The 12,924-nt window shown below is 72.2% G+C and carries 9 protein-coding genes; 1 reads left to right on the top strand and 8 read right to left on the bottom strand.

Features of this window, described 5'->3' with window-relative positions; all coding sequences use genetic code 11:
* Positions 1-53: 53 nt before the first annotated feature.
* From LG395_RS17665 to LG395_RS17655, 3 genes are all read right to left on the bottom strand, one after another.
* Positions 54-908, bottom strand: a complete 855-nt coding sequence (locus tag LG395_RS17665) for an ABC transporter permease (protein WP_225810385.1) — start codon at positions 906-908, stop codon at positions 54-56.
* A complete protein-coding gene (locus LG395_RS17660; protein ID WP_225810384.1) occupies positions 905-3,556 on the bottom strand; it encodes a CocE/NonD family hydrolase in 2,652 nt (883 codons plus the stop codon). The genes LG395_RS17665 and LG395_RS17660 overlap by 4 nt, the downstream gene beginning before the upstream one ends.
* Positions 3,557-3,702: 146 nt before the next feature.
* A complete protein-coding gene (locus LG395_RS17655; protein ID WP_225810383.1) occupies positions 3,703-5,094 on the bottom strand; it encodes an APC family permease in 1,392 nt (463 codons plus the stop codon).
* A gap of 430 nt (positions 5,095-5,524) precedes the next feature.
* Between LG395_RS17655 and LG395_RS17650 the strand changes: the two genes are divergently transcribed.
* A complete protein-coding gene (locus LG395_RS17650) occupies positions 5,525-6,355 on the top strand; it encodes an SCO4651 family lipoprotein (RefSeq protein WP_225810382.1) in 831 nt (276 codons plus the stop codon).
* A 52-nt stretch (positions 6,356-6,407) separates the two neighbouring features.
* On the opposite strand, the gene mmsA is transcribed toward LG395_RS17650, so the two are convergent.
* From mmsA to iolC, 5 genes are all read right to left on the bottom strand, one after another.
* The gene (gene mmsA / locus LG395_RS17645) at positions 6,408-7,910 is read right to left on the bottom strand and encodes a CoA-acylating methylmalonate-semialdehyde dehydrogenase (protein WP_225810381.1); all 1,503 of its coding nucleotides are present in this window, start codon (positions 7,908-7,910) and stop codon (positions 6,408-6,410) included.
* A gap of 16 nt (positions 7,911-7,926) precedes the next feature.
* Entirely contained in the window at positions 7,927-9,804 is a 1,878-nt protein-coding gene (gene iolD, locus LG395_RS17640) for a 3D-(3,5/4)-trihydroxycyclohexane-1,2-dione acylhydrolase (decyclizing) (protein ID WP_225810380.1), read from the bottom strand.
* The gene (gene iolB / locus LG395_RS17635) at positions 9,801-10,625 is read right to left on the bottom strand and encodes a 5-deoxy-glucuronate isomerase (RefSeq protein WP_171156096.1); all 825 of its coding nucleotides are present in this window, start codon (positions 10,623-10,625) and stop codon (positions 9,801-9,803) included. Before iolB ends, iolD begins: the two co-directional genes overlap by 4 nt.
* Positions 10,626-10,632: 7 nt before the next feature.
* Positions 10,633-11,511, bottom strand: coding sequence for a Cgl0159 family (beta/alpha)8-fold protein (locus tag LG395_RS17630; protein ID WP_171156095.1), 879 nt, complete (start codon positions 11,509-11,511; stop codon positions 10,633-10,635).
* Between the two features lie 149 nt (positions 11,512-11,660).
* A complete protein-coding gene (gene iolC, locus LG395_RS17625; protein WP_225810379.1) occupies positions 11,661-12,611 on the bottom strand; it encodes a 5-dehydro-2-deoxygluconokinase in 951 nt (316 codons plus the stop codon).
* Positions 12,612-12,924 lie beyond the last annotated feature (313 nt).

Below are 12,924 nucleotides of genomic sequence, written 5' to 3'. Positions count from 1 at the left end.
CGAACCGGCCACGACGGCGGCCCGCCGTGACCGGTGGGTGACGTGCCGGTGACCTAGGAGACGACGTCCTTGCGGGCGAAACCCCGGAAGGCCAGCGCGAACAGCACCAGGGCGTACGTTACGGACAGGGCGGTGCCCTGGATCATGCCGGACCACTCGGGGCGGGGCTGGACGGCGTCGGCCCACGCGAACTGCCAGTGCGCGGGCAGGAAGTCACGCCAGTGGCCGAGGGCCGTGACGGCGTCCAGGACGTTGCCCACGATGGTCAGGCCGACCGCGCCGCCGACGGCGCCGAGCGGGGCGTCCGTCCTGGTGGACAGCCAGAACGCCAGCCCGGCGGTGACCAGCTGGGACACGAAGACGTACGCCACGGCCACCAGGAGCCGCTGGACCGCCGTACCCGCCTCCAGCGCGCCGCCGGTCGGTATCTGAAGCGGCCCCCAGCCGTAGGCGGCCGTGCCGGCGGCGAGCGCCACGAGCGGCAGCAGCACCATCGCGGCGAGGCTCATGCCGAGCGCGACCACGAGCTTGGACCACAGCAGCCGGGCCCGGGGCACCGGCGCGGCGAGCAGGTAGCGCAGCGAGGACCAGCTCGCCTCCGAGGCGACGGTGTCCCCGCAGAACAGGGCGACCGGGATCACCAGCAGGAAGCCCGCCGAGACGAACAGGTTCACGGCGGCGAAGTTGGCGCCGGAGGCGGTGGCCGTGTCCATCAGGGTGACCTGGTTGTTGCGGCCGCCCGGGTCGCCGCCGATCGCGAAGGCGATCAGCAGCACGAACGGCAGTACGGCCAGGACGGCGCCCATGGCCAGCGTGCGGCGCCGCTTGAGCTGGCGGACCAGCTCGACCCGCAGCGGCAGGGTGCGCCCCGCCTGATAGCCGGAGGCGACCTCGGTGAGCGTGCTCATGCGGAACCTCCGATCAGGGTGAGGAAGGCGTCTTCCAGGCGCCGGTGCGGGCCCACGGAGGCGACCGGCACCTCCAGCCGCACCAGCTCCACGACGAGCCGCTCGGCGGTGCCGCCGGGTTCCAGCCGGATCAGCAGCCCGTCGTCGGTGCGCACGGCGGAGGCGACGCCGTCCAGCGCGCCGACCTTCTCCACCACCGGCTCCGGCACCGGTACGGCGGTGCCGACCAGCAGCGTGTCGCCGGAGCCGACGATGTCCCGGACCGGGCCCGCCTGCACCAGCCGGCCGCGGTCCATCACCACCAGGTGGGTGCAGGACTGCTCCACCTCGGCGAGGAGGTGGCTGGAGACGATCACCGTACGGCCGCCGGCCGCGTAGCGGATCATCACCTCGCGCATCTCGCGGATCTGGGGCGGGTCGAGGCCGTTGGTGGGCTCGTCGAGGATGAGCAGGTCGGGCAGGCCCAGCATGGCCTGCGCGATGGCGAGGCGCTGCCGCATGCCCTGCGAGTACGTGCGGACCGCGCGGGCGAGCGCGTCGCCGAGCCCGGCGATCTCCAGGGCCTCGTCCAGGTGGGCGTCCTCGGGCGGACGGCCGGTGGCCCGCCAGTACAGCTCCAGGTTCTCCCGGCCGGACAGGTGGGGCAGGAAACCGGCGCCCTCGACGAACGCGCCGACGCGGGAGAGCACGGACGCGCCGGGCCGGATGGTGTGGCCGAAGACGCGGATCTCGCCGGCGTCCGGCCGGATGAGGCCCATCAGCATGCGCAGGGTGGTGGTCTTGCCCGCGCCGTTCGGTCCGAGCAGGCCGAGGACCTGGCCCTTCTCCACGCGGAAGGAGAGGTCACGGACGGCGTACCGGTCGGTGGAACCGGCGTACCGCTTGCTCAGGCCGGTGATCACCAGCGGGACTTCGGCCAGCCCGGGGTCGGGCGCGGGGGCGGACGTCCGGCGGCGGGTGGTGAGCAGCAGGGCGAGGGCGGCGGCCGCGCCGGCCGCGGGCAGCCACCAGACCCAGGCCGGCAGGGGCGCGGCCGCGGTGGTGACGGAGGGTGCCGTCGGCACGCTCAGGTCCCCCTTCAGGGAGACGGTGTAGGTGGCCGAGGCGGCCGGGGAGGCGTAGCCGAGGTCGGTGGAGGCGAGGACGAGGCGGAGCCGGTGGCCCTTCTGCACCTCGTGGTCGATCGCCGGGAGCGTGACGGTGACGTCCTTGCCCGCCTTGGCGCCGGTCACCCGGAAGGGGGCGACGAGCCGGGCGGGCAGCACCTGCCGCTTTCCGTCGGGGCCGACGTCGTAGACCTTGCCGAACAGGACGGCGTCGTCGCGGGTGGAGGTGATGTGCACGGTGGCGGTCGGGGTGCCGGTGACGCGCAGGTCGCGGGTGAGGGGCGCGGAGTCGAACCGGGCGTACTGGCCGGGGAAGTCCAGGGAGACGCCGACGCCGAGCGCGGAGAGCTCGGCGAGGCCGCCGGAGCCGCCGAGGCCGGGCAGCGCGGAGACGGCCGGCGGGCTGGCCCCGGCCGGGCTCGCGACGCGCTGCGTGCCGCCGGTGAGGGGCATGGGGCGCGGATGGTCGCGCAGCCCCGGATAGGCGGCGGCGCTCGCGCCGCGCAGCTGGGCGGTGCCGTCGGTGGAGTCGACGCCGCCGGTGCGGGTGATCCGGAAGGCCGGGCCGGTGTCGACGCCCTTGTCGCCCTTGAGGTACCGGTCGAACCAGGCACGCACGCGTGTCTCGACCCGGCTCGTCTCCATGTCGCCGCCGTCGTGCCCGCCGGCGATCCAGTCGACGTCCACGGGGGCGCCGTTCGCGCGGATCGCCTTGGCGGCGGCGTCGGCCTGGCCGAGGGGAAACAGGGAGTCCGTCTGCCCCTGGACCAGCAGCGTGGGCACCTTGACGCGGTCGCCGACGGCGGACGGTGAGCGTTCCTCCAGCAGCTTCCGGGCGGCCGGGTCCGGGGTGCCGGACTCGGCGACCCGCTCGTACATCCGGCACAGCGCGGGCTGGAACCTCGCGCAGCCCCCGCCGGTGTTGACGAAGACGCCGGCCCACAGCTTCTTGAACACGTCGTTCGGGAACAGGGCGTCCGCGAGGTTCCAGTAGGTGATGGCCGGGGCGATGGCGTCGACCCGGTGGTCGTACCCGGCGGCGAGCAGGGAGACCGCGCCGCCGTAGGAGCCGCCGGCCACGCCGACGCGCGGGTCGCCCGGCTTGTCGAGCCGCACCTGGGGCTGCCGGGCGAGCCAGTCGACGAGCCGGGAGACGTCGGCGACCTCGCCCTTGGGGTCGTTGAGGCCGATCTTCCCGGTCGAGCCGCCGAAACCGCGCGCGGACCAGGTCAGCACCGCGTACCCGTCGCGGGCGAGGTCCTCGGCCTGCCGGCGCATGCCGTCCTTGCTGCCGCCGAAGCCGTGCGCGAGCAGGACGGCGGGGTGCCGGCCGGAACCGGCCGGGGTGAAGTACGAGGTGTCCAGGCGCACCCCGTCGACCGCCATGACCCGGTCGCTGCGGCGCACGGCCCGCGGGTCGTCGGAGGCGACGGCCGCCGTCCAGGTCCCGGCGCCGGCGAGCACCACGACGGCGGCCCCGGCGGCCAGGAGCCGGCGGGGCCGTCGCGGCAGGCCGCGCAGGGCGGACAGTCGAAGATCCATGCGTCAACGGTACGGGGCGGTCCCGGCGATCGCTGCCGACCTGGGGTTGAGGGGCGGCCCCTCCCCGGGGAGTACGGGTCCGCCGTCTCCTACCGCGACCGTGGTACGCGCGGCGGCCGGGCCGCCGCGGTCTTCGGTGCGTGCGGTCAGGCCTGCGCGTCCTCCGGGATCGACACCAGCCAGTGGGTGTCGCGGCGCGGGCGCAGGTACAGGGCCCAGTAGAGGGTGGCCGCGGCGGTGATGCCGCCGGTCCACAGGAGGTAGCCCGTCTCCTGCTGGGTCAGGATGTAGGCCAGGACGGCGATGAGCAGGACCGGCATCGCGGGCCACAGCGGCATCCGCCAGGCGGGGGTGTGCTTGTGGGAGCCGCGGCGGGCGAGCAGGGCGGCGATCGCGACGAGCAGGTACATGCCGGTCACCGAGACGCCGGTGACGCCGTACAGGGTGTCGAGGTTGACGAAGCAGAGCACCGCGCCGGGGACGCCGACCGCGAGGGTGGCGACCCAGGGGGAGCCGAAGCGGCCGAGCTTGGAGAAGACGGTGTTGACCGGGCCGGGCCAGGCCTTGTCGCGGGCCGAGGCGAACAGGACGCGGGAGTTCTGGATGACCATGACGATGCCCGCGTTGATGATCGCGAGGGCCACGCACAGGCTGACGAAGGTGCCGACCGCGGAGTTGGACCAGGCGGTGACCATGGAGCTGATGTCTCCGCCGGTCAGCTGCTGGAGGTCGGAGGCGCCCATGGTGATGGCGGCGACCGGCACCAGGATGACCACGGTGGAGATGGCGAGGGTGGCCAGGACCGTCCGGGCGACGTTGCGGCGCGGGTTCTCCAGTTCCTCGGAGAGGTAGACGGCGGTGGAGAAGCCCTGGGTGACGAAGAGGGCGATGGCGAGGCCGGAGACCACCAGCATGGCCGTCACGGTGTCGGTGTGGCCGTGCGCGCCGGCCACCTGCATCGAGACCAGGCTGCCCACCCCGCGGTGGCTGTGCGAGAAGCCCAGCAGGGCGACGACCCCGGCGGCGATGACCTCAAGGACGAGGAAGATGCCGGTGATCCAGGCGTTGGCGCGCAGGTCCAGCAGGCCGGCGAGGGTGGCCAGCAGCATCACTCCGGCGCCCGTCATGGACGGGTCGAGGTGGACGATGGGGGCGAGGTAGTCCGCGGTGCCCATGGCGATCACCGGGGGCACGATCATCACGACCAGCAGGGAGAGCACGAAGACGAGCCAGCCCGCGAGCCGTCCGGCCATCGTGGAGACCATGGCGTACTCGCCGCCGGCGCTGGGGATCAGGGTGCCCAGTTCGGAGTAGCAGAACGCCACGGCGATACAGAGGAGCGAGCCGATGGCGATCGTCAGAGCGGTGGCGGTGCCGAGGGAACCGAACAGGTCGGGGACGACGACGAAGAGCGTGGAGGCGGGCGTGACGCACGACAGCGTCAGCAGCGTGCCGCCGACGACACCGATCGAACGCTTCAGCCCGGGTGCGGGGGCCGTCGCGGTGTCTACCACGGACTTCTGGAGCGTGTCGGTCATACGGCGGTTCCGTTCGACGTGAGCGGCTGGGTGGGGGTCGGGAGCGCTATCGCCTCCGGCGGATCGTCGTACGTTCGTCTCGTCCGCTCCCGGCGCTGCATAGCGAACCCCGACGAAAACCACCACGTCAATGGCCGTTTACCTTCGGAATCCGCACCCCCGGACGACTGTGCGCCGCATCACTTTCCCAGGCTGGGACGCCCTATAGATGCATCCATCAAGCCTGTAGTCAATGTGACCTTGCTTTCGAAGGTCATCTAGGCGTAACCCCTTCGCCACCCGTTTCGTCCGGGCTGAACGGGAACCGCAGCCAAGGTTTCAAAAAAATGTCAGCCGTCCGGTATCCGGACCGCGAAACCGGTCGCGTTCATGTCAGAGGCGGCGGATAGAGTGCGCCCCGCACGACAGACACACGGTTTGGGGTGGGGACATGAGGAAGAGGCACACCGCCGCCTGGCTGGCGTTCACGGCGGCGGCGCTGGTGGCGGCCTCCGGGTGCGGCACGGAGAGCGCCAGGACGGCCGTCAAGGCGGTCGACGAGGCCGACCAGGCGATGGCCGCGCTGACCAGGGCGACGGACCGGACGGAACGGCTGGGTTCGGCCGAGGTCCGGATGACGACCGACACCGGCACCGGCGGACCGATCGCCATGAAGGGCACCTACTCCTGGGGCGGCGGGTACGCCTTCGACGTGGAGATGGACACCAAGGCCGCGAACATGCAGGCCATGAACCACTCCCCCACGACGCACGTCCTGTTCGTCGACGGCGTCTACTACTACGACGTCGACCGCTTCCCCTCCGGCCCGTACGAGGGCAAGGACTGGATCAGGATCGACGGCTCGGTCCTCTTCGGGAAGAAGGGCGCCCAGGCCCTCAGCGGGGACAACGGCAGCCCCTCCGCCTCCATGAAGGGCCTGAAGTACGCCAAGGACGTCCAGAACCTCGGCACGCAGACCGTGAACGGCAAGCGCACCACGCACTACCGCGGCGTCATCGACAGCGCGCACATGGGCAAGCTCAAGGACGTCTACGGCGAGGGCAGCCCCATGAGCAAGGTGACCGGCGCGACGTCGATCCCCATGGACGTGTGGGTCGGCTCCGACGACCTGCCGGTGCGGCTGAGGGAGAAGATCGGCGCCATGACCATCAGCATGGACTTCGACAAGTTCGGCAGGACGGCCACCGTGAAGGCCCCGCCCGCCGGGCGCGTCGCCGACCTCACCGACGTGATCGAGAAGCAGCAGAGCCGGCAGGGCTGAACGCACCGGTGCCCCGCCCTCCCGCACGGGGGGCGGGGCACCGTGCCGTGGCTCAGTGGTTGCGCGGGAAGCCCAGGTCCACGCCCGCCGGGGCGTCGGCCGGGTCGGGCCAGCGCGTGGTGACGACCTTGCCGCGGGTGTAGAAGTGCGTGCCGTCGTTGCCGTAGATGTGGTGGTCGCCGAAGAGCGAGTCCTTCCAGCCGCCGAAGGAGTGGTAGCCCACCGGGACGGGGATCGGCACGTTCACGCCGACCATGCCGGCCTCGATCTCCAGCTGGAAGCGACGGGCGGCGCCGCCGTCCCGGGTGAAGATCGCGGTGCCGTTGCCGAACGGCGAGGCGTTGATGAGCGCCACGCCCTCCTCGTAGGTCTCGGCGCGCAGCACGCACAGCACCGGGCCGAAGATCTCGTCCTGGTACGCCTTCGCGCTGGTCGGCACCTTGTCCAGCAGCGAGATGCCGATCCAGTGGCCGTCCTCGAAGCCCTCGACGGTGTAGCCGGTGCCGTCGAGCACCACCTCGGCGCCCTCGGCGGCGGCGCCCTGCACGTACGAGGCCACCTTGTCGCGGTGCGCCCTGGTGATCAGCGGGCCCATCTCGGACGCCGGGTCGTTGCCCGGACCGATCTTGATCTTCTCGGCGCGCTCGCGGATCTTGTCCACCAGCGTGTCGCCGATGGCGCCCACCGCCACGACCGCCGAGATGGCCATGCAGCGCTCGCCCGCGGAGCCGTAGGCGGCGCTGACCGCCGCGTCGGCCGCCGCGTCCAGGTCGGCGTCCGGCAGGACCAGCATGTGGTTCTTGGCGCCGCCGAGTGCCTGCACGCGCTTGCCGTTGGCGGAGGCGGTGGTGTGGATGTAGCGGGCGATGGGGGTCGAGCCGACGAAGGAGACGGCCTTGACGTCCGGATGCTCCAGCAGGCGGTCGACGGCCACCTTGTCGCCGTGCACGACGTTGAAGACACCGTCGGGCAGCCCGGCCTCGGCCAGCAGTTCGGCGAGGCGGACGGACGCCGACGGGTCCTTCTCGCTCGGCTTGAGCACGAAGGTGTTGCCGCACGCGATGGCGATCGGGAACATCCACATCGGGACCATCGCCGGGAAGTTGAACGGCGTGATGCCGGCGACGACACCGAGCGGCTGGCGGATCGCGGCCACGTCCACCCGGCTCGCGACCTGCGTGGACAGCTCGCCCTTCAGCTGGACGTTGATCCCGCAGGCCAGGTCCACGATCTCCAGGCCGCGCGCGACCTCGCCGAGCGCGTCCGAGTGCACCTTGCCGTGCTCGGCGGTGATCAGCTCGGCGATCTCGTCCCGGTGCGCGTCGAGCAGCGCCCGGAACCTGAACAGGATGGACGTTCGCTGCGCCAGCGAGGACTGGCCCCAGGTCAGGTAGGCGTCCTTGGCCGCCGCGACGGCCGCGTCCACCTCCTCCACCGACGCGAACGCGACCTTCGTGGTGACCGCGCCGGTCGCCGGGTCGGTGACCGGCCCGAACTCGCCCGACGCGCCTTCGACGGTCTTCCCGCCGATCCAGTGGTTGACGATCTTCGTCATGTCCGGGGACTCCTTCTCACAGATGGCGGCGTCGGGTCGAGACGTGCCGTTCGTACAGCTCGCGTGCCTTGACCGCGGAAGGTCGGGTCGCGGTCTCGGCCACAGGAACATCCCACCAGGCCTGCGCCGGAGGCGCCCCCGACACAGTGTCGGACGTTTCCGTCTCCACGTAGACACATGTGGGTGTGTCGGCCGCGCGCGCCTCCGCGAGCGCCGCGCGCAGATCCCGTACGGTCTTCGCGCGCAGCACCCGCATGCCGAGGCTGGCCGCGTTGGCGGCGAGGTCCACGGGGAGCGGGGCGCCGGTGAAGGTGCCGTCCTCGGCGGTGTAGCGGTAGGCCGTGCCGAACCGCTCGCCGCCCACCGAGTCGGAGAGCCCGCCGATCGAGGCGTACCCGTGGTTCTGCACCAGCAGGATCTTGATCGCGATGCCCTCCTGCACCGCGGTCACGATCTCCGTCGGCATCATCAGGTAGGTGCCGTCGCCGACCAGCGCCCACACGTTCCGCTCGGGCGCGGCGAGCTTCACCCCGAGGGCGGCCGGGATCTCGTAGCCCATGCAGGAGTAGCCGTACTCCAGGTGGTACTGGTCGTACGACCGCGCCCGCCACAGCTTGTGCAGGTCGCCCGGGAGCGAGCCGGCCGCGTTGATGACGATGTCCGACTCGTCCACCAGCGCGTCCAGGGCGCCGATGACCTGGGTCTGGCTCGGCCGTGCGTCGGTCTCGCCGGCCTCGAAGCAGGCGTCGACGCGCTGCTCCCAGCGCTCCTTGTCCTCGGTGTACTCGCGGACGTAGGAGTCGGCGACGCCGTGGCCGTGCATGGCCAGTGCCTGGGTCAGCTCGCCCAGACCGCTGCGGGCGTCGGCGACCAGCGGCAGCCCGGCCAGCTTGTGACCGTCGAAGGGCGCGATGTTGAGGTTCAGGAAGCGGACGGCCGGATGGGCGAAGAGGGTGCCGGAGGCGGTGGTGAAGTCGGTGTACCGGGTGCCGACACCGATGACGAGGTCGGCGGTGCGGGCCAGCTCGTCGGCGGTCGCGGTGCCGGTGTGGCCGACCCCGCCGACGTCCTGCGGATGGTCGTACCGCAGTGAGCCCTTCCCGGCCTGGGTGGAGGCGACCGGGATGCGTGTCGCCGCCGCGAACTCGGCGAGGGCCTCCTCCGCGCGGCTGTGGTGGACCCCGCCGCCCGCGATGACGAGGGGCCGTGCGGCGGAGCGGATCGCCCGGACCGCCTCCGCCAGCTCGGTGGGGTCCGCGCCCGGCCGCCGTACCGTCCACACCCGCGTCGAGAAGAACTCCTCCGGCCAGTCGAAGGCCTCCGCCTGTACGTCCTGCGGCAGGGCGAGCGTGACCGCGCCGGTCTCGACGGGGTCGGTGAGGACCCGCACGGCCTGGAGGGCGCTCGGGATCAGGGCCTCCGGGCGGGTGACGCGGTCGAAGTACTTCGACACCGGGCGCAGGGTGTCGTTGACCGACACATCGCCCGCGTACGGCAGCTCCAGCTGCTGGAGGACCGGGTCGGCGGGGCGGGTGGCGAAGACGTCGCCGGGCAGGAGCAGGACCGGCAGGTGGTTGATGGTCGCGAGGGCGGCGCCGGTGACGAGGTTCGTGGCACCGGGGCCGATCGACGTCGTGACCGCGTGCGTGGACAGGCGGTTCGACTGGCGGGCGTAGCCGACCGCCGCGTGCACCATGGACTGCTCGTTGCGGCCCTGGTGATACGGCATCACGTCCGCGTACTCGACCAGGGCCTGTCCGATGCCGGCGACGTTGCCGTGCCCGAAGATGCCCCAGGTGGCGCCGATCAGCCGCTGCCGCCGGCCGTCCCGCTCGGTGTACTGGGCGGCGAGGAAGCGGACGAGCGCCTGGGCGACGGTCAGCCGGATCGTCATCGGTAGCCCCCTGTGCTTTCTACGTGGTCGGGGTGGAAACAGATCCGCCATTCCCGGGTCTCGCCCGGGCCCGCCATGACGTTCAGGTAGTACATGTCGTGCCCGGGCTGGGCGATGGACGGGCCGTGCCAGCCGTCGGGGACGAGGACGGCGTCGCCGGAGCGCACCTCGGCGAGGACGTCCGAGCCGCCCTCCCGCGAGGGGAACACCCGCTGGTAGCCGAGTCCGTTCGGGCCGTCGATCTCGAAGTAGTAGATCTCCTCCAGCTCGGACTCCTCGCCCGGCCGGTGCTCGTCGTGCTTGTGCGGCGGGTACGAGGACCAGTGGCCGCCCGGCGTGATCACCTCCACGGCGATCAGCTTGTCGCAGGCGAAGGAGTCGGCGGAGGCGAAGTTGCGCACCCGGCGGGCACAGGTGCCGCTGCCGCGCTCCTCGACGGGGACCTCCGGCGCGGGGCCGTAGCGGGCGGGGAGTCGTCGCTCGCACTTCGCTCCTGCCAGGGCGAAGCGGCCTCCCGCGCCGGAGGCGATCAGGACCTGGGCGTCCCGGGGCACGTACGCGAAGTCGGAGACGTCCGCGAACACGCTTTCCCGGCCCAGGAGTTGGAACTCGTTGTGCTCCATATGTACGGTACATCCGCCTTCCAGCGGAAGCACGATCCACTCGCTGTCCCCGGTGCCGAACGTATGGCTGTCACCGGGACCCAGCTCGACGACACGCAGGCTGCTGTGCGTCCAGCCGGCCGACTCGGGACCGATGTCGACGGCGTAGTCGGCACTCGCGGCGGCGCCCCGGGGAAGATGCAGATCGGTGCTGGTCATGCGGCCCTCACAGCAGTCCTACGGCGGTGTCCACGGCGGCGGCCACGTCGCCGTCCGCCGGGTACAGCAGCGAGCGGCCTACCACCAGGCCGCGCACGGTGGGCAGTCGGAGCGCGCCGCGCCACTTCTCGTACGCGGCGACCTGGTCCTCGGGCGAGTCGCCGATGTCCCCGCCGAGCAGCACGGCGGGCAGGGTGGAGGTCTCCATGACCCGGGCCATGTCGTCGGGGTTCTCGGTGACCGGCACCTTCAGCCAGGTGTAGGCGGAGGAGCCGCCGAGGCCGGAGGCGATGGCGATGGACCGGGTGACCGCTTCGGCGGACAGGTCGTTCCTCACCTTGCCTTCGGGGGTGCGGCGGCTGATGAACGGCTCCACGAACACCGGCAGCCGGCGCTCGGCCATCGCGTCGATGGCGCGGGCCGTGGACTCCAGGGTGCTCAGGGAGCCGGGGTCGCTGTAGTCGACGCGCAGCAGCAGCTTGCCCGCGTCGAAGCCGAGGCGCTCGATGTCCTGCGGGCGGTGGCCGGTGAACCGGTCGTCCAGCTCGAAGCTGGCCCCCTGCAGACCTCCGCGGTTCATGGAGCCCATGACGACCTTGTGGTCCAGGGCGCCGAGGAGCAGCAGGTCGTCCAGGATGTCGGCGGTGGCGAGGACGCCGTCGACGCCGGGCCGGGACAGCGCGAGGCAGAGGCGTTCGAGCAGGTCGGCACGGTTGGCCATGGCGAGCTTGCGGTCGCCGACGCCGAGCGCGCCACGGGCCGGGTGGTCGGCGGCGACGATCATCAGCCGCCCGTTCTCGTTCAGCAACGGCCTGCGGACCCGCCGGGCGGCGGCCTCCGCGATGGCCTCGGGGTGCCGGGTGCGGACGCGGACGAGTTCACCCACGTCGACACGCCGGCGGGGGGTGCCCGCGGCGCCTTGGCGGGCAGGGGGCGCGGGGTTTTCGCCGGGGGCGTCCGCGGTGTCCCGGCGGGAGGCGCTCGCGGGGGTGCCGGAGCCGTCCTCGGGGTGCGTGCCTGTGACGCGGCCGGCCCTCACAGCACCGCTCCGGCGTCGAGCGCGGCGGCCACCTCGTCCGGTGTCGGCATCGCGGAGGAGCACTCCAGCCGGGAGGCGACGATGGCGCCGGCCGCGTTGGCGTGCCGCATGATCGTCTCCAGGTCCCAGCCGGCCAGCAGGCCGTGGCAGAGGGAGCCGCCGAAGGCGTCCCCGGCGCCGAGTCCGTTCAGCACGGTGACGGGCAGGGGCGGGACCTCGGCCGACTCACCCTTCCGGTTGACGGCCAGGACACCCTTGGGTCCTTGTTTCACGACGGCCAGTTCGACCCCGGCGTCCAGCAGGGCGCGAGCGGCGGCGTGCGGCTCGCGCACCCCGGTGGCGACCTCCACCTCGTCCAGGTTGCCGACGGCGACGGTGGCGTGGCGCAGGGCCTCGGCGTAGAAGGGGCGGGCGGCGCCGGGGTCCGACCAGAACATGGGGCGCCAGTCGAGGTCGAAGACGGTGCTGCCCGCCTTGGCGCGGTGGGCGAGGGCCGCCAGGGTCGCCGTCCGGCTCGGCTCCTCGCTCAGGCCGGTGCCGGTGACCCAGAAGATCCGGGCCTCGCGGATGGCGTCCAGGTCCAGCTCGTGGGCGTCGATCTGAAGGTCGGGGGCCTTGGGCTGCCGGTAGAAGTAGAGCGGGAAGTCGTCCGGCGGGAAGACCTCGCAGAAGGTGACGGGAGTCGGCAGACCGGGGACGGGGGTGACCCAGCGGTCGTCGACGCCGAAGCCGCGCAGCGCCTCGTGCAGGTAGGTGCCGAACGGGTCGTCGCCGGTGCGGGTGAGCACGGCGGTGCGCCGGCCGAGGCGGGCCGCGGCGACCGCCACATTCGTCGCCGACCCGCCGAGGAACTTGCCGAAGGACGACACCTGGGCGAGCGGGACACCGGTCTGCAGCGGGTAGAGGTCCACCCCGATCCGCCCCATGGTGATCAGGTCGTAGGCCATCGGCTTCCCTTCGTCATGGCTCTCCCCGGCTTTCTAGTCCCGCATGCCGAGCCATGTCAATGTTTTGTCCAGACATTCGGACCAGTCTCCGTCCGGGGGCGGCGGCACAGCACGCCTTGTGTGGCCGCTGTGTCACAAAGACCGCTCTCCTGTCACGCATGTCACGTGCACGCGGGTTCTCCGTCACACCCGGTCGACAGGGAGGCCCCGTCGGTCACCGAGCGTCGTTCACCAGGCGCAGGTTTGTGATCAGCGCAGCGCCCGGTCCCCCCGGTGGCCCTTCCCGGTCGCCGCCGTGGTGCGCGCGGGGAGG

Source organism: Streptomyces spinosus, from assembly GCF_020400655.1.
GTDB lineage: Bacteria > Actinomycetota > Actinomycetes > Streptomycetales > Streptomycetaceae > Streptomyces > Streptomyces argyrophylli.
The sequence above is the reverse complement of the archived record's forward strand: the minus strand, read 5'-3'. Positions and strand labels throughout refer to the sequence as shown.